Origin of the sequence: Erwinia sp. 198 (genome assembly GCF_003937915.1) — a bacterium.
Taxonomy (GTDB): Bacteria; Pseudomonadota; Gammaproteobacteria; order Enterobacterales; family Enterobacteriaceae; genus Erwinia; species Erwinia aeris.
The window spans coordinates 134,593-151,732 of record NZ_RHUM01000013.1 but is presented as its reverse complement, the minus strand read 5'-3'; the positions used below and the strand labels follow the sequence as shown (position 1 = coordinate 151,732).

The 17,140-nt window shown below is 56.3% G+C and carries 16 protein-coding genes, 2 tRNA genes and 1 pseudogene; 13 read left to right on the top strand and 6 right to left on the bottom strand.

Translation table 11 applies throughout. The features are described 5' to 3' along the window. Window positions 1-110 precede the first annotated feature (110 nt). Window positions 111-197 (top strand) — tRNA-Leu (locus tag EGK14_RS17770). Between the two features lie 346 nt (window positions 198-543). Here EGK14_RS17770 and EGK14_RS17765 read toward each other — a convergent pair. Continuing rightward, window positions 544-834: a DUF1435 domain-containing protein gene (locus EGK14_RS17765; protein WP_125290430.1), complete on the bottom strand. Its 291-nt coding sequence runs from the start codon at window positions 832-834 to the stop codon at window positions 544-546. Between the two features lie 240 nt (window positions 835-1,074). Between EGK14_RS17765 and EGK14_RS17760 the strand changes: the two genes are divergently transcribed. The 3 genes from EGK14_RS17760 (at window position 1,075) to EGK14_RS17750 (ending at window position 3,954) form a co-directional block, all read left to right on the top strand. After that, complete coding sequence (locus tag EGK14_RS17760) at window positions 1,075-2,160, top strand: diguanylate cyclase (RefSeq protein WP_125290421.1); 1,086 nt, start codon at window positions 1,075-1,077, stop codon at window positions 2,158-2,160. 431 nt (window positions 2,161-2,591) lie between these two features. Continuing rightward, on the top strand, window positions 2,592-3,386 hold the full coding sequence (gene fhuF / locus EGK14_RS17755) for a siderophore-iron reductase FhuF (RefSeq protein ID WP_125290420.1): 795 nt from the start codon (window positions 2,592-2,594) through the stop codon (window positions 3,384-3,386). Window positions 3,387-3,486: 100 nt separating this feature from the next. After that, window positions 3,487-3,954, top strand: a complete 468-nt coding sequence (locus tag EGK14_RS17750; RefSeq protein ID WP_125290419.1) for a YbaK/EbsC family protein — start codon at window positions 3,487-3,489, stop codon at window positions 3,952-3,954. A 7-nt stretch (window positions 3,955-3,961) separates the two neighbouring features. Here EGK14_RS17750 and EGK14_RS17745 read toward each other — a convergent pair whose 3' ends face one another. Beyond that, window positions 3,962-5,170: an MFS transporter gene (locus tag EGK14_RS17745; RefSeq protein WP_125290418.1), complete on the bottom strand. Its 1,209-nt coding sequence runs from the start codon at window positions 5,168-5,170 to the stop codon at window positions 3,962-3,964. A gap of 207 nt (window positions 5,171-5,377) precedes the next feature. Between EGK14_RS17745 and EGK14_RS17740 the strand changes: the two genes are divergently transcribed. The 4 genes and pseudogenes from EGK14_RS17740 to EGK14_RS17725 all read left to right on the top strand — a co-directional run. Then, on the top strand, window positions 5,378-5,854 hold the full coding sequence (locus EGK14_RS17740; RefSeq protein ID WP_233598528.1) for a DUF2946 domain-containing protein: 477 nt from the start codon (window positions 5,378-5,380) through the stop codon (window positions 5,852-5,854). Window positions 5,855-5,928: 74 nt separating this feature from the next. Further along, the gene (locus EGK14_RS17735) at window positions 5,929-7,341 is read left to right on the top strand and encodes a PepSY domain-containing protein (RefSeq protein WP_125290417.1); all 1,413 of its coding nucleotides are present in this window, start codon (window positions 5,929-5,931) and stop codon (window positions 7,339-7,341) included. Between the two features lie 91 nt (window positions 7,342-7,432). Beyond that, window positions 7,433-7,741: a type II toxin-antitoxin system RelE/ParE family toxin gene (locus EGK14_RS17730; RefSeq protein ID WP_199746469.1), complete on the top strand. Its 309-nt coding sequence runs from the start codon at window positions 7,433-7,435 to the stop codon at window positions 7,739-7,741. Window positions 7,742-7,778: 37 nt separating this feature from the next. Continuing rightward, window positions 7,779-8,087 (top strand): annotated as a pseudogene (locus EGK14_RS17725) (HigA family addiction module antitoxin); the annotation flags it as partial. A gap of 6 nt (window positions 8,088-8,093) precedes the next feature. Here the strand turns inward: EGK14_RS17725 and EGK14_RS17720 are convergent. From EGK14_RS17720 to EGK14_RS17710, 3 genes are read right to left on the bottom strand one after another with little or no spacing between them, the layout of a single operon-like run. Next, a complete protein-coding gene (locus tag EGK14_RS17720) occupies window positions 8,094-9,071 on the bottom strand; it encodes a nucleoside hydrolase (RefSeq protein WP_125290415.1) in 978 nt (325 codons plus the stop codon). After that, entirely contained in the window at window positions 9,071-10,102 is a 1,032-nt protein-coding gene (locus tag EGK14_RS17715) for a LacI family DNA-binding transcriptional regulator (protein ID WP_125290414.1), read from the bottom strand. The genes EGK14_RS17720 and EGK14_RS17715 overlap by 1 nt, the downstream gene beginning before the upstream one ends. Window positions 10,103-10,151: 49 nt before the next feature. Beyond that, window positions 10,152-11,528, bottom strand: coding sequence for an MFS transporter (locus EGK14_RS17710; protein WP_125290413.1), 1,377 nt, complete (start codon window positions 11,526-11,528; stop codon window positions 10,152-10,154). Window positions 11,529-12,088: 560 nt separating this feature from the next. Between EGK14_RS17710 and EGK14_RS17705 the strand changes: the two genes are divergently transcribed. Beyond that, window positions 12,089-12,655, top strand: coding sequence for a histidine phosphatase family protein (locus EGK14_RS17705; protein ID WP_125290412.1), 567 nt, complete (start codon window positions 12,089-12,091; stop codon window positions 12,653-12,655). A gap of 118 nt (window positions 12,656-12,773) precedes the next feature. After that, entirely contained in the window at window positions 12,774-13,508 is a 735-nt protein-coding gene (locus EGK14_RS17700) for an SDR family oxidoreductase (protein WP_125290411.1), read from the top strand. Here EGK14_RS17700 and EGK14_RS17695 read toward each other — a convergent pair. Further along, entirely contained in the window at window positions 13,502-14,401 is a 900-nt protein-coding gene (locus tag EGK14_RS17695; RefSeq protein ID WP_125290410.1) for an AraC family transcriptional regulator, read from the bottom strand. The genes EGK14_RS17700 and EGK14_RS17695 overlap by 7 nt on opposite strands. Before the next feature lie 416 nt (window positions 14,402-14,817). On the opposite strand from EGK14_RS17695, the gene EGK14_RS17690 reads away from it, so the two are divergent. The 3 genes from EGK14_RS17690 (at window position 14,818) to EGK14_RS17680 (ending at window position 16,747) form a co-directional block, all read left to right on the top strand. Then, window positions 14,818-14,893 (top strand) — tRNA-Ile (locus EGK14_RS17690). Between the two features lie 727 nt (window positions 14,894-15,620). Next, window positions 15,621-16,322: a hypothetical protein gene (locus tag EGK14_RS17685; RefSeq protein WP_125290409.1), complete on the top strand. Its 702-nt coding sequence runs from the start codon at window positions 15,621-15,623 to the stop codon at window positions 16,320-16,322. Next, a complete protein-coding gene (locus EGK14_RS17680; RefSeq protein ID WP_125290408.1) occupies window positions 16,319-16,747 on the top strand; it encodes a hypothetical protein in 429 nt (142 codons plus the stop codon). The genes EGK14_RS17685 and EGK14_RS17680 overlap by 4 nt, the downstream gene beginning before the upstream one ends. Window positions 16,748-17,140 lie beyond the last annotated feature (393 nt).

The following is a 17,140-nucleotide window of genomic DNA, read 5'->3' as shown; positions in this document are numbered from 1 at the left end:
CGGAATTGGTAGACGCGCTAGCTTCAGGTGTTAGTGTTCTTACGGACGTGAGGGTTCAAGTCCCTCTCTTCGCACCAATGCGGTGATATGAGTAAAAAGTTCAACACGATGCGAAGGTGGCGGAATTGGTAGACGCGCTAGCTTCAGGTGTTAGTGTTCTTACGGACGTGAGGGTTCAAGTCCCTCTCTTCGCACCACGTTGAACTCTCTTTTCTGCGCTTTTATCCTCTCGCCTTACGCCTTTTCTGTTTTTACCTTCTCTCTTTCCAGGATCTGTTTTTTGCTTCTGATGCCGATACCTGCTTCGCCGTTATGCTTCCGTACGCACCGACTACGCGGTAATTTGTCGTCTGCGGCATCGCCATGCTGCTGCACAGCTTTATCGTTCACGGGGTTGCAAGACGGCTGCATAACGCTTTGCCGCAGCGGATTGCTATGCTCCCGCCGCCAGGTTCCCCGTCGAGCTGGCCAGCCGCGCCAGCAGGCGTATGCCTGATACCAACGTTCCCACCGTCATTCCACCGCTGGCTTTATCGCAGGCCGCTATTTTATCAGGGCGCCGAAATTAACCGAGATCGCTATCATCCCGCCCGCCAGCGCCAGGCATGAAGGCAGCAGCAGGTAGTGGCGCAGCCGTTTGTGATAAAGCATGACTACCGTCGCCAGCAGCGCGGCCACCATCACCAGCCGCCACTGGCTGAAAGAGAGATTCATTAACGTAATCAGCGGCATAATCGCGCAAAGAAGCAGCGCTCCCCAGGCACTTTCCAGTTTGTTTCCTGCCATCCAGCCTGTTCCCCCTGTGCCGTAAGCGGCTTTTACGGCGGTCTGCATCGCTTTGCTTACGCCACTAATGATAATGATTACCAATAGCATATAAGAACTTCTATCATTTTGCAGCAAGATTTCTTGACATGCCTTTACGCCCGATGATGACACCAGAGTTATTAAGTGTTAAATTGTCGGCGCCTTACTATTATTAAATCCATATAATAACAACAGCAGACTCTTCCCGGCATGGTCCTTTTTTCAGGCCAGGCCGTGCGCTATTCAGGCAGTCATGAGTAGAAAAGAATGAAATTACAAAGCTATAATGAATTGCTTCACAGCAAATATCGGCTTTCGCTGATGCTATTTCTCTTTTTAAACACAGCAGCGTCTTTATTTTATATTTACAGCAGAAAAGAAAAAACCGGCGCGCCCACGCTGCTTATTGCTTTGCTCAGCGGGCTGTTATTGTTATGGACATTTTTGCGTCCCAGAGGGAAATTTCCGCTATTAAATATCGCGGCGATAACCACTGGTCTGCTTTGGGCCTGGCAAATTGTCCTGACATTTGAATTAATTTTCTATTTTGATAACGGTTTTTTGCTGCTCAGCCTGTTCTGCGCCTTTTTTATCGCGGCCATTGCGTTGAACGATAATCTGCTGGCATTTTGTCTGCATACCGCGCCGCCTTCGGTGGCGGTGTTCGTGCTGGATCGCGGCCAGAATACGGCAATTATCGCCTTCACTATCCTGCTGCCGCTGGTGGGCTTTACGCTGAACCATATCCTGCAAAGACGGCGGGATCGCTTTACCCGACGCCTGGTCAGCCAGCTCTACGAAGAGAAAGAAGCCTGGAGCGATCTGAGCATGCTCGACCCGTTAACCGGCCTGTATAACCGGCGCGGGTTGATGAATCGGCTGAAAAATATATTTGATAATCATGCCGGTAACCATTTTGTTCTGCTACTGGATATCGATCATTTCAAAGCCTACAACGATAACTATGGGCATGCGATGGGCGACCAGGCGCTGGCACGCGTCTCCATCGCCATCCGCGACGCCGTGCGCTCCCGCGATATCGTGGCGCGCTACGGCGGCGAGGAGTTCCTGGTGCTGCTGACCAACGTTAACGACGCCATCGCGATGAAGCTGTCGGAACGTATTCGTCAGTACGTGCACGAGCTGGAGATCCCGCATCTGTTTAACGAGCGCGTCGCCACACACGTTACCCTCAGCGCGGGCTTTGCCCCAATAATCGATGAGGATTTTGACAGCGCGGTCGCCAATGCCGATCGCGCGCTCTATCTGGCGAAAAATCGGGGGCGGAATACTATTCTTTCCTGGGAAGCGCTTAGCCAGAACGATCTGAACAAACCCGCCAACACGCTTTAATGCTTTCACCGACCTGAACAATTCGGGTCGGTGAAATAAATTTGCCTTAATATCCCCTCTCTCCGCATCAGCCTTATTTGATTTATATTCACTAAAAAGAGTCAGTCCGCCAGAAACATCTTTTTCAGAATTCCTTTATGCGTCTTTAAGGTGAATTCTGCTACGCGTTTTTATTATTCATATATTGAGTAATTATCTTCTGTATCGGGACGGCCTAAAACCAAATTAATGGCCGGACAAAAATTGCGGAATCGTTACTGCACGATTTTTTCCCGTCTGCGACATTGATACAAATTATTTTATCCGGAAAACATTGTGCTTTTTGTTGTTCGGGCGGCGGAAAAAATGACGCTTGTTTGTCCGCTATGCCTCAGATACAATCAAGAACGATTATCATTTGTTTTCCCACTTAGATTGATGCCGGATAACCCATGAGCACACTTCGTCGTCAGGCCCCAGATTCAGCTGTTTCTCCGCTTATCTTTCTGCAGAGCCATCGCCCGTTGGCCGGCTCGCTACGTGCGCTGTTCAGCGAGCATCGCGCTTACTTTCTGGAGACGATCGGGCTGAACGAAGCGGCGCCCGCCGGCTGTCTGACGCTGGCGCAGTGGTCGCAGCCGGAGGCGTTCGCCCGGCTCAACGCGCGCTACGGCGATTTTATTTATCGCACTCACGGCGACCAGGAAAGGGAAAACAAACCGCTGCAATCGCTCTGGGCGCAGTGGTATCTGGGTCTGCTCCTGCCGCCGCTGATGATGGCGCTGCTGTTGGAAAACCGCGCGCTGGACTGCTCGCCGGAACATATTCACGTTGAGTTTCATGAAACCGGCCGCCCCGCCGCCTTCTGGATTGACGTGCAGGAAGATGAAGAGGCGCGCTACCTCGGCCCGCGTCGTCGGATGGATCGCCTGATCCAGCGCTGCCTGATCCCGATCGTAAACGGAATTGAACGGCACGGCGATATCAACGGCAAGCTGATCTGGAGCAATACCGGCTTTGCCGTGCACTGGTTCCTGGGCGAGCTGGCGCCGTTGCTGGGCGAGAGCCTGCGTGCCGAGCTGGAACACGCTTTTTTCTTCTCGCGTTCGCTCGCCGATGGCGCCGACAATCCTTTTTACCGCACCATGCTGCCGCGAGACGGCGAGATGCAGCGCCGCACCTGCTGCCAGCGCTATCGTCTGCCTGACGTAGAGCGCTGCGGTAACTGCACGCTCAAGCCCGTCTGACCGTCCTTCCCGCCCCGAAAGGTCTCAATTTTTTCCTGCCCGTTTACAGCCGGGCCGCTCTGTGGCAGCTTTATCGCCCCGAATGTTAAGGAGCTGGAGCATGAGCCTGGAGTCTGTACGGCAGTTCTTTGCCGAGCGTGCGCCCGATATCGGCATTATTGAGCTGGCGGAAAGTACCGCCACGGTGGCGCAGGCGGCGCGTGCCCACTACGTCAAGCCGGGGCAGATAGCCAAAACGCTGTCGCTGAAGGTAAAAGACAGGGTGATATTGATCGTGACCTGCGGTGATTTAAGACTGGATAACCGCAAGCTGAAAGCGGTGCTGGGCGCGAAGGCGCGGATGCTCAGCACCGATGAGGTGGTGAGCTGGACGGGTCATCCCGTCGGCGGGGTTTGCCCTTTTGGCCTGGAAACGCCGCTGCAGGTGCTGTGCGATGTGTCGCTGCGGCAGTATGACGAAGTGCTGCCCGCGGCAGGCTCCATCTACAGCGCGGTGCGTATTTCTCCCTGGCTGTTGGCGGAGCTGACCGACGCCACCTGGGTAGACGTCTGCCAGCCGCCGGACTGAAGCCCTTTTAATTTTCCTGGCGGGTGATGACTGTGCCCTGCGTTTCCCTGCCAAAGGCGACGATAGCCGCAATCAGTACCGCTACCGTTCCGGCCACTATCGCCATCGCCAGGCCGTAATTATTGCCGTGTGCTTCGGCAATGCCGGACTGAAGCGTTGCATTGACCGACGCTATCAGATTCCCCAGCTGATAAACGAAGCCCGGCAGTATCGCGCGCGTATTGGCCGGCACCAGTTCAGTCAGCCAGGTCGGCACTACGCCCCACGCGCCCTGCACCATAAACTGCATCAGGAACGCGCCCAGCCCGATGGTGAACGACCCGCTGGAAAAAGCCCACAGCGGCAGCACCGGCAGCGCCAGCAGCGCGGCGATAATTATCGCCTTCTTGCGGCCGATCCTTTCCGACAGCGAGCCGAAAAAGACGCCACCCATCATCGCAGCAATGTTGTAGGCAATGGCGATCAGGCTGACGGTATGCGGGTCAAAACCGTGCTGCACTTTCAGGAAGGTTGGATAGAGATCCTGCGTGCCGTGGCTGAAAAAGTTAAAGCAGGCCATCAGCCCGACCAGATAGAAACACAGCTTCCAGTGCTTACGCACCACCGGCAGCAGCGCCACGCTTTCTTTCTGTGCTCTGGCGGCCAGCCAGACCGGCGATTCCGGCACCTTAAACCAGATAAACGGCAGCAGCAGCACCGGCATCGCGCCAATCAGGAACATGCCGCGCCAGCCAACAGACGCATAGCAAAGCCCAAAAATAATCGAGGCCAGCAGATAGCCTGCCGGATAGCCCGCCTGAAAAATGCCGGACATCAGCCCCCGCGCGCGATCGGGAATGGTTTCCATCGCCAGCGACGAGGCCACGCCCCAGACGCCGCCCATCGCAATGCCGTAAATTACGCGGAAAATCAGGAAGGTGCTGAGCGTGGGCGACCAGGCGGAGAGCAGCTCAAACAGCGAGAAAAGCAGGATATTGCTCATCAGGATCGGCCGGCGGCCATAAGTCTCTGCCAGACGGCCAAACAGCAGCGCGCCGATCGGCCGCACCGCCAGCGTCAGCATGATCGCCAGCGACACTTCCGCCACCCCGACGTGAAAATTCGCCGCGATATCGCTCAGCACGAAAACCAGAATAAAAAAATCGAACGCATCCAGCATCCAGCTGGCAAAACTGGCAAAGGCCACGTTGCGCTGGGTAGAAGTCCAGTCAAGCATATGAAGTTCCTGTCTTGCAGACGGCAAAATCCGCCAGGGAAGGCGGCGCAAATGTTAACCATTTGTTTATATCATGTAAGAAGTTGCTGCGGGCCGAAGCAGTTGTCAGCCTTTAATTCAGGTTGTAAGCAACCTTTTCACAACAGAGGTGAGTGAATTTGCTACACTGGCCGCCGTTTATTCGATAGCGCCGCTGCCGTTGAGGATATGCCAAACCTTTCGCTGATTAAGATGCGGCGTGGCCGCCTTGCCGCCTGGCTTGGCCTGCTTGCCGTTATGCTGCTGTTTATCGCGCCGGTGATTTCTAAATCGCTGGTGGCGTCGCCTGCGTGGCACAGCATGATGATGCCGGGCATGGCGATGGATGAGGCGATGATGGCCAATGCCGCCACGATCGGCCACGCCGGGATGACACACGGCGACGCGTCCGCGATGCCTGGCGAGAGCGCCGCAGTAGCGGAAGATAACGGTCGCGCCAAAGGCGGACCTCCCCTTTCCATGATGGACGACAGCGCCTGCGGTTACTGCGTGCTGCTGGCCCATCTGCCGCTCGATCTTACCCGGCTACCGCCGCTCTGGTCGTCGCTGCAGGCTGCCAGACTACCCGCGTTGCCGCTGTTCAGGCCCGTTGTCGCCCGCTTCGTTCCCCACTTTTTCCATCCCCGCGCGCCGCCGCGCCGCTAAGCCGTCCCGCTAAAAAAGCGTCGCTTTTGCGACAGTCACCTGCTTATGCCTGGATTCAGGCGGATGGAATTCTTATGTCAGAAAAAAGCCTGGCGCAGCCTTTGCGCGCCGCCAATACTCACGGCGCGCTGCTGCCGCTGCTGCGTCGCCTGCATTTTTATATCGGGCTGTTTATTGCGCCTTTTATTTTTGTCGCCGCCCTGACCGGCACGATCTATGTGCTGACGCCGCAGCTGGAAAATGCGCTCTATAGCCACCAGCTGTTTACCGATAATGCGGAACCGGCCAGGCCGCTCGCCGACCAGGTACGCGTGGCGCAGGATTTTGTCGGTGCCGATCTGCCGATCGCCGCCGTGCGTCCCGCGCCGGCGCCGGGCGAGACCACGCGCGTAATGTTCACCACGCCGACCTCCGGGCCTTCCGAAAGCACGGCTGTTTTTGTCGATCCCGCCACGCTGGAAATCCGCGGCATGCTGCCGGTTTACGGCACCAGCGGCGTGCTGCCGCTGCGTACCTGGCTGGATTATCTGCATCGTAATCTGCTGCTGGGCGACCTCGGCAGAAACTACAGCGAGCTGGCCGCCAGTTGGCTGTGGGTCGCGGCCCTTGGCGGCGTGCTGCTGTGGGCGACGGGCCGATCGCCACGCCGCGCTAAAGGACGCGGTCAGCCGATCCTGCGTCAGCGCTACTGGCACAGCACGCTGGGGGTAATACTGCTGCTCGGTCTGCTGTTCTTCTCCGCCACCGGCCTGACCTGGTCGCGCTGGGCGGGCGATAATATTTCCGCCCTGCGTGCCTATTTCGGCTGGATGACACCTGCCGTCAATACCTCGCTACTGCCCGATAAACCCAGCCCGATGGACGAACACGCCGGGCATCATATGACCTCATCCGCGCATCACGGCATGTCGGGCATGGTCATGCCGGAAGCGGCCGCCGTGGCGATGACGCCAGCGCAGTTTGACGGCGTGGTGCAGGCCGCGCGCGCTGCCGGGATCCGGGCAGAGAAAATAGAAATCCGTCCGACCACGAAAGCCGACAAAGCCTGGATCGTCAGCGAGATCGACCGCCGCTGGCCGACGAAGGTGGACAGCGTAGCGGTGGATCCGGCCAGCTTTCGCGTGATGGACAAAGTGACCTTTGCGCAGTTCGGCCTGCTGGCAAAACTGACCCGCTGGGGCGTGGATGCGCATATGGGCGTGCTGTTTGGCCTGCCCAACCAGCTGATCCTGGCAGCGTTTGGGCTGGGACTCTGCATAATGATTGTGCTCGGCTATCGTCTGTGGTGGCTGCGCCGCCCTGCCGCCGCCCGGGGCTGTCATCCGGCGGAAACGCTGATCTATCACTGGCGGCGACTCGGCCTGAGCGCGCGTTTTTTGCTGCTGGTCTGCATCGCGACGCTGGCGGTCAGCCTGCCGGTGATGGGCATCAGCCTGCTGCTGCTGCTGCTGATTGACGCGCTACGCTGGCAGCGGGCAAAAAGCTAGCGCGCGCCGTTTGCGTCAGACACACCTGCACTTGCGCACAGTGCAGGTGTGCAATAAAGGATTGGCCGGGCGTCACACGGAGGTGGCAAAAATGCTGAGAAATATCGACAGTTTTCGGGACAAATGGTTGGAGGATTTTTTCCTGTATAACAAGTCGCACCGTCTTATCCCGGCTGATATTCAGTCGGCCCTGGCGCGCAAACTGGATATGATTAATGCGGCCGTCACCTGTAAAGATTTGCGATCGCCGCCGGGCAACAGATATGAAGAATTAAGGCCGCCGCTAAAAGGCTACTCTTCGCTGCGGGTTAACGAACGGTACGGACTTATATTCAAGTGGCTCGATGGCAAAGCGGTCGATCTGTATCTGGATCCACATCGTTATAAAACATACCGTTAGCGCAACGTTGATTTGGAGAAACTAATGAAACAGGCTACGCGCCACCAGCGTCGGAGATATTTTGCTGTACGAGTACCAGGAGCCTTTAGATCTGAAAATCAATGATTTAGCAGAGATGCTCAACGTACATCGCAATTCAGTCAGCGCGCTGGTGAATAACAACCGTAAGCTGACGCCCGATATGGCGTTCAGGCTTGCCGCCGTCTTTGATACCAGTATCACGTTCTGGTTAAACATTCAGAACAGCCTTGATATCTGGGAGATAGAGAACGATGCCCGCACCCAGGAAGAACTGAGCCGCGTGGTTTCCGTGGCCGATTTCCTGGCGCACAGAGGGGCGGCCTGAACGCCCCTACCCCGCCAGCGCCTGCTCCAGCATCGCCAGCAGCCTGGCGTTATCCACCGTTTGCAGCACGTGCGCCAGCCCGCCGGTCGGCTCGCCCACGGCCGTATCGACCCGCAGCGGCAGACGATAGCGCCAGGATTTTCCACGCGTCATGCCCGGCCGCAGCTCCACGTCGACATAATAATCCGCCGCCGTGGCGACGCGCTGATCGATCAGCCATGCCACTACCAGCGCATCATGGATCCAGCAGCCCGGCAGCCTGCGGGTTTGCATGGAATAGTCGAGCCAGGGCCGCAGCGTTTCACCAACGAATCCCGCCAGCGGCGTATCAGGCGCGGTTATCCGTTGCAGATCGGCATGGGTCAGCATCGTGCGGGTAGTGACGTCCATCGGCACCAGCGTAATACAGGCGCCGCAGGTCAGCACACGTCGCGCCGCCTCAGGATCCAGACCAAAATTGGTATCTTTGATAAAGTCGTCGAGCGCAAAAACGCCGCCCATAATGGCGATTTCCTGCACGGATTCCGCCATTTGCGGATAGCGTTCCAGCGCCAGCGCGACGTTGGTCAGCGGCCCAATCGCCACCAGCGTGATTTTGCCGGGATTAGCGCAAATCAGCCGTCCCATCGCATCGGCGGCCTCTTCGTCCGGCGCCTGACAGGCGCGGGGCGGACGAACATCCTGCCAAAAGTGCGCCAGCTGCGCGTGCCAGACGCGGTTATCCAGCGCCTCGCGCCAGGGTTGCGGCGGCTCCGCTAACGCCCTGTCGGCGCCTTTGTAGACCGGCACGTCCAGCTCAAGCCTGGCTAACAGCGCCTTTGCCACGTTAAAACCCGTCTGGCTCGGCGTATTGCCCGCCACGATAGTGATCATCTCCAGCGAGATGCCGGGCGAGCCGATCGCCAAAGCCAGCGCCAGGCCATCGTCCACGTTCGCGCCGACCACGCCGTTGCCCGGATCGCAGTCGATTATTACTCTTTTCATTAGTTCTGCACCGTCGCGGAAACAGGGCCACAGCCGCAGGATTCTCCAATCTGCAGCTGGTGTGAAAACTCGCTTAGCTGCACCTCGCTCTGCGGCGCGGCCAGCATCGCCAGCGCTTTTTTCGCCATCTCGTTCACAGGCTGGCGTACCGTGGTCAGGGAAGGCACATGAAAAGCCGACTGCTCCGTCCCGTTAAAACAGACCAGCGCCATATCCTGCGGCACGCGGAGTCGCTGCTCTGCCAGCGCCCGCACGCAGCCGATAGCCTGTAGCTCGTTAGAGGCAAACAGCGCACGGGGAAGCGTGCCGCCGCGCAGCATTTTCTTTGTCGCCAGATAGCCGCCCTCGCGCGTGTAGGCTGCCGGAAAAATCCACTCGGGCCGCGCCGGGATGCCGAAATCCGCCAGCGCCTGACGCCAGCCTGCCAGACGATCCTGCGCGTTATACATCTCCGGCGGGCCGCTGATTATGCCAACCTGCCGGTAGCCGTGGCTGAGCAAATGCGTGGTGACCTGATGTGCCGCCTCACGCTCGTCCACGCGGAGAATATTGACGTTCAGCGCCGGATCGACGCGATCGAGCATCACCAGCGGCGTACCGCTGGCCTGGATAATATCGATATAGGGATGACGATCGACGCTGTTGTAAAACAGGCCGTCAACCTGCTGGCTGAGCAGATTGTTGATCAGCTCCAGCTCGCGCTGGCGGCTGTTGCCCGCGTCGCCCAGCAGCATCACCATACCGTTGCTCAACGCTTCCTGCTGCAGGGCGTGCGCGAAAGAGGCGATAAACGCGTTGCCAATATCCGGCACCACCAGCCCGTAGGTTTTGGTGGTGCCCAACGCCAGCGCTCTCGCCAGGCTGTTAGGGCGATAGCCGGTTTTCCGCACCGCCTCCAGCACGCGCAGCCGGGTCGCTTCCGCCACCGGCCTCGGCCCGTTGTTGATTACATAGCTGACCACCGCGACAGAGGTGCCGGCTTCTCTGGCTACATCGGCACGCGTCGCCCTCTCAGAACTTTGTCTCGCCAACGTGTCACCTCTTTTTCCTGACGGGGCGGCGCAACCCGCCCGCGTTATATCAGATGGCATCTTCCGGCGCGTTAAGATCGCGGCCCCGGGTTTCCGGCGCCACAAACGTGGTCAGAAATCCCACAGCCGCCATCACGGCAAAATAGCTGGCAATCGCCCACCAGTGGCCGGTCCAGGATAGCAGCGCCGCCGCAACCAGCGGCGCCGTGCCGCCGGAGAGGATAGAACCCAGCTCTTTGGCGGTCGCCATTTTAGTGTAGCGGTGTTTTACGCCAAACAGCTCTACGCCCCAGGCCGCCTGCACGCCGTAAATCCCCAGCGAGGCTAATCCCATGCCCGTGACGATCACCGCCATCACGACAGCCGGTTCGCGGGAGTCCAGCAGCATAAAAGCCGGAAAAGCGTAGAGGATCAGCAGCAGGCAAAACCAGCGGTAGACGATACGGCGACCAAACCGGTCAGAGAGCCAGCCCGCAAAAGGAATAATCAGGAATCCCAGCAGCGAAGCGATAAATACCGCCGAGGTCGCTACCGATTTATCCACTGCCAGCACCTTCACCACGTAGCCGATCATAAAGCCCTGCGCCAGATAGGAGGGGCCGTTTTCGCCGATGCGCAGACCCAGCATCACCAGAAACGAGCGGCTGCGCTGCCAGAAACTGCGGTCGGCAGCAGGCTGATACATCACCAGCTTGCCTTCACGCGCCGCCTGCATCTCTGCGTTTTTACGCTCGAATACCGGCGTTTCTTTCAGGTGACGACGGATCCACAGCGCCAGCAGCGCAATCAGCGAACTGCACAGGAAAGGCACGCGCCAGCCCCATGCCTGTAGCTGCGCCTGATCCATCTGCACCACGGCCAGCCATACCAGCGAAGCGATCAGCGTACCGCTGTTCGAGCCCAGCGCGATAATCGAGGAGACCAGACCGCGCTTTTTGGCTGGCGCATATTCTCCCAGCATCACCGTGCCGCCGGAGAGTTCCGCCCCGGCGCCAAACCCCTGGGTAAAGCGTAAAACCACCAGGCAGATCGGTGCCCAGAAGCCGATAGTGGCATAGCCGGGAATGAGACCAATAAGGGTGGTAGAGAGGCCCATCAGGATGATGGTAGTTACCATCACCATCTTGCGGCCTTTGCGATCGCCCAGCCAGCCAAAAAAGAGCGCGCCGATGGGACGGGCGATAAAGCCGACTGACCAGGTGGCAAAGCTCGACAGCAGCGCCATGGTGGGCGTGGCGTTGGGGAAGAATACGTCGCCGAAAATGATGCCGGCCGCCAGGCCGTAAAGCGCGAAGTCCGCATACTCCATCGCGGTGCCGAGCCAGCAGGAGAAGGTCGCCCGCCAGAAATCCTTACGCCCTTCCGGCGTGGCCAGACGCGCATCCGCTGCGGAAACAGCGTCCTGCGGGGTGCTTTGTGTCAACATGAAAAATTCCCTGATCTGAGGAGGTCTGTATCGCCTTCCCTGGCTACCTGCTACGTGGGCGATCCGCCAGTGAGGACGTGCTTTTGCTGAGCCATGATTAAAGGTCAGTAACGGGTTCCCTGGTGTTGGACTTCGTTTTGTTTACTTTGCATCCGCTGATTTAAGGTATCAGTCGTTTAAAACGTAAAGTAAATTTGACCTTCACTGGACAAACAAGCCTCGTCACCGTGAATTTCCTACGCGCCACCATTGTATCTACGCGCGTAGATAAATCAAGCCACCTGACGAAACAAATTAGCCTTTCTTCACATTCATCAAAAAAAGAGATGATATAATTTGTTTTAAATCATAAAGTTAATTTACGTAAAAATTTATGCATACGGCTTTTTGCCAAAAAACCATGCAAAGCGTTTACTTAAGTACAATTATTGCGCTTTTCGCGCTGGCATCAGCGGCTGCACTCTACCGCTGACAGATTGCAGCCGGATGACAGGTTAACGATCGGCAGGCCCGGGTTTCTCAGCGCGCTGCCGTTCTTAACGTTACCTTTGAGGAAACCGATGACTATTATCCTGATGCGCCATGGTAAACCCGATCATCCTCAGGGCGGTCGTCTGCCCGCGCTGGCTATGGCAGCGTGGTGCGAGGCATACGATATGTCGCAGGTAGAGGATATGCCGCCGGACAGATGTCGCCAGGTCGCCGCCACGGCGGACTATATTGTGGCCAGCCCGCTGCCCCGCGCACGCTCCTCGCTGGAGAAGCTGGGGCTGGAAGCGGCTGACGTCGATCCGCTGTTCAGCGAAGTTTCCCTGCCCGTAATGCGGCTGGGCTATCCCCATCTTCCTCCCGGCTTCTGGCTGTTGATATTGCGCCTGATGTGGCTGGGTGGCTATGCCGGAACGGTGGAGTCTTATCAGCAGGCGGAACAGCGGGCGCAGCAGGCAGCCGCAAAGCTGATTGCGCTGTCGGCATGCGGCAACGTGCTGCTGGCCGGGCACGGCATTATGAATAAACTGATCGCCCGACAGCTGCGTAAACAGGGCTGGCTGGCCGAGAAGCACGCCAGCAGCCGCCACTGGAGCACCGCCATTTACCATCCGCCTTTTATTCCGGCGGACGCGTAGTTTCAGAGGATCGGGCAAGCTTTAAAAAGCCACGGCTATTTTTCCTGCACGGCAACCCGCTTACGCTGATGACTGCTGACGGAGATGCCGTTCAGCCGTTCTCTTACTGGAGGTTTCCGTGTCTGAACTGAAAAATAAAATTGTTGCTATTACTGGCGCCAGCAGCGGTATTGGCGAAGCAACCGCTCGCCTGCTGGCCGCTAAAGGCGCTCGCGTCATGCTCGGCGCCCGACGTGTGGATCGCCTGACAGCGCTGGTCGAGGAGATCCGCGAGGCCGGTGGCGAAGCGCATTCAATGGCGCTGGACGTTACCCGCCCGGAACAAGTTGAAGCGTTTGTCGCTGCGGCGCAGCAGCATTTTGGCGGGCTGGACGTCATGATTAATAACGCTGGCGTGATGCCGCTTTCGCCCCTGTCGGCGCGCAGGGTGGATGAGTGGGATCAGATGATCGACGTGAATATCCGGGGCGTCCTGCACGGCATCGCCGCGGCCCAACCGGTAATGGAACAGCAGCAGCATGGCCATATTATCAATATTTCTTCCATTGGTGGTTTGAGCGTTTCCCCTACCGCAGCGGTTTATTGCGCGACGAAATTCGCCGTACGGGCGATCTCAGACGGGCTGCGGCAGGAAACGGATAGATTACGGGTGACGGTTGTTTCCCCCGGCGTGGTGACCTCCGAACTGGCGGAGACGATTAGTGACGCGTCCGCTCGTGAGGCGATGAAAGCGTATCGGCGCGTGGCGCTTGATGCCGACGCTGTAGCCCATGCTATCGCCTGGGTTATTGCCCAACCTGATGAAGTGGATGTCAGCGAGCTGGTGATCCGCCCTACCGCCAGTCCCTACTGATATGACCCGGCCAGGCTGCAAGCCGGCTCCAGCCGTAATATTTCCTGCATATACTGCGCCTCCTGCTGCGGGCTGCGGCCAAAAAAGCGCTTAAACTCGCGGCTGAACTGCGACGGGCTTTCATAGCCCGTCTCTGCCGAGGCCGCAGCGGCAGAAAACCCCTGTCGCACCATCAACAGCCTGGCCTGATGCAGGCGCAAAGACTTGAGATACTGCATTGGCGAACTTTGCGTAACGGCCTTAAAACGCGCATGGAAATTCGCGCTGCTCATTCCCACTTCCCGCGCCAGGTCGGCGACTTCCATATGCTGCCGATAGCGGGTTTGCATTATCTGTAACGCGCGCGCGATTTGCGCAAAGTATCCCTGATTCGTTAATGCGGCCCGCAGCGCAGCGCCCTGCTCGCTGACCAATACGCGATAGTAAATTTCACGCAGCAGGCCTGGCGCAAGAACCTGGGTCTCCTGCGGCGACTGTAGCGCTTCAAGCAGGCGTAACACGCTGTCTCCCAGACGCTCATCAAGCGGCGTGGACAGCATACTTACCGGCTCCGCATCTGCCGCAAACGGCAGCTGCAGCGTAACCAGCAAATCTGCGAGCACCTGTAAATCGAGGCGCAGCGCTACGGCCAGCATCGGTTCTTCCTTTGAGGCCTCTGTCTGGCTGATAAAAGGCAACGGCACGGCCACCACCAGAAACTGCTGAGCATCGTAGATATAAACGCTGTTGCCCAGAAAACCCCGCTTGCGTCCCTGGCAGACGATAACGATGGAAGGCTCATACAGCACCGGCGTGCTCTCCAGCGGTACATCAGAACGCAGCAGCCGCACCTCTTCCAAAGCTGATTGGGTGTAACCATTACCGGGCGCCAGCCGGTTTATTAATGCCGCCATTTTTCGCCTACGGCGTTCAGATGAAGAAAGATTATCGGCCACGGTCAGTCTCTGTAGGGGATGAACATAACGGCCCGCGCTTTTGTTAACGACTTGCCGGACAGGATGAAGAACAGATTAGCCAGGTTGCTGAACCAAATACAACCCGATTCAGAGAAGAGAATAGTCAGGTGCAGGATGCTGGTGGCAGATGGCAGATGGCAGGTGGCAGATGGCGGGTGGCAGGTGGCAGGTGGCAGGTGGCAGGTGGCAGGTGGCAGGTGGCAGGTGGCAAGGGGCAAGGGGCAAGGGGCAAGGGGCAGGATAATAGTTTGTTATTCAATCATTTCTACATTTAACCTGATGCCTAAAAAACAGACAAACAGTGGTGGATAGCTGGATTGCATCCGCAAGTTACTTTATAATCCCGCGCCACAGGCCCCTTAGCTCAGTGGTTAGAGCAGGCGACTCATAATCGCTTGGTCGCTGGTTCAAGTCCAGCAGGGGCCACCAAAAAAATCAAGGGCTTGCATGAAAATGCAGGCCCTTTTGTTTTTTCGGGGATATGCCGGGGATATTTTCAAACGGTAAGCATGGTGCATTATGGTTGTTCATTGGCCTTGCCGGTTTGCCTTACCATCCCCCTCTGGATGAAGCCTGCCGGGGAGAAGCCGCCCTTCGCGATGGTTTCCCTGCCCGTTTGCACAGGGAGTGCTTTAACAGCTTTTCCAGCATCTCTTCAGAAATACGCGGATACTTCATCCTGGTCTCTTCTCTCACAATCTTGCACATGATGCCTCTCATCGATCCGTTCTCCTGAGTCAGATTTTTTGCTTGGATGTGTATTGCATGGGGTGTTTTCAAAATACAGCATAAGGGCACGGTAAAAACCTCATGTTGTGCATGAGTCAGTTATTTTGCGCTCACGTAGCGATACAGGTAAACCTCACTCTACCCTCCCGGTCCTGCTGTAGTTCACGCGCGCGTGTGATGCAAAGAAAACCTTCCTACGCGCGCGTAGTGATGCCTGGAAAACCTTCAGCGCCCGCACACTGGCAAATCCCAAGCCAGTGAAACTTCGCTTTATGGCAGGTGCCTTTCTCTCTAATCAGCACTAAATTCAAGAATTATCAAGCCAGCGACAAATCAGTAAATCCCACAATTGCTCTTAATCTCTGGTGGCGTATTATTCACCATGAATCACCAAGTGATGTAATTTCAAACAGAAAGGGAATCAAGGATGAGTAAACGTAACGAAATAATTGATGGTTCGCAGGCAGCAAGTGCGCGAGGTGGTTTGGTATACACAGAAGTCTTGGGATGGATTGATCTTGGTCATGCGAGGGGAGATGATATCAGGATACTGATGCAAAAATTCGACGCAGGTGAAGCAATGAGTACAGATTGCTACGAGGTCACTTATGCACAGTCTATGGTGTCTCCACTCCAGATTATCCGGGTAGGAAAATTTATCAGATGGCGCATACGTAAGGGGCGTCCGCATCACGAACGTAAAAGCATCGCCCTTGCAATGATGATGACGATGGCGCGGGGTTTTGAAGCATTTCAGGGGGCATTCCCTAACAATCTGGTGACTGATAGCGGATTCAGTGGAGAAGACCTGGTGTCGGATTTGCTGGGCTTTTACCGCGTTGTCTCAATTCAAAATCCCTTTGAAATGCTGCGCCCAGTCAGCAAAATTGAAGCATTAAAAAGATGGGATTATTACGGGAAAATTGGAGCATGGAAAAATGAAACTTTCCGGCCACTGTTATTTCCTGATCCGGAGCGATTCCCTAACGCCAGACCTCGCTTAGGCCAATTGCCTAACTTCATGCAGACTATCCAACCCTATAAAGATTGGAAATCACGAAACGTTGCTATCGCAAGTATGGACGGTTCTTTCATACAAGACGGTAAGAGAAAGGATCTAATTGTATGAGAAGGCCACATACAATCATATTGACCATTATTGCCATCATAGCAGGCGTTTTTGCTTACTGGTTGCCAGCGATTAGAATGGAGCTGGCTGGCAGTGCCCATTACCTCGAACAGGATAGTCGAGAATATAAGTTCTACACCCCGGATCTTTTGAAGAAAATCCCGAGAATATCTGATAGGTATGAGTTTGATTTTTATAACGTGGCTGGTCCAGGATCACTTATATACTCGGTTACTTTTTACAATACAAATGATACCGATAAGGTCAGCGCTTATCTGGTGTCTAAGGGCTACATTAGACAAGAGACCTGTTCAGTAGAAGGAGAATGTTGGAAAGGAAACAATCCTGCCGAAACTGTGACCGTTAGCGCGGTACCGAAAACTAATGTGGTGATGGTGCAGATAGATAACTCCCCCCAATTTTGAGTATATAACTTCGCTTCACTGTCGGCCTTTATGTATACGCCACTGAAGGCCGGTTCTACGTGTTCGGCGGCGGGAATAATTTGCTTTCGATCACAACCGGAAGAGCGCACGATTTTACCCAAATAAGCCCCTGATCAACATGCGTTGCATGGCGGAAAAAAGTTTCTTTTTTTCGGCGCGTAAAAATCTGTCGGGGCGAGCAGTCCGGGGTACGTTGAGCTGTAGAAATCCGATCTCCCCCTCCCCAAGAAAAAACATTTCAATACGCGGTTGAGCACATAAACCGGGGCGGGCGGTCCACAGGTTGTGTGCTGCTGAAGTTTTCCCCCACCCGGCCACTCACATTCAGCAGCCGTATAAACGTTAACATTTGCATACATCAGAGGGGTCCGT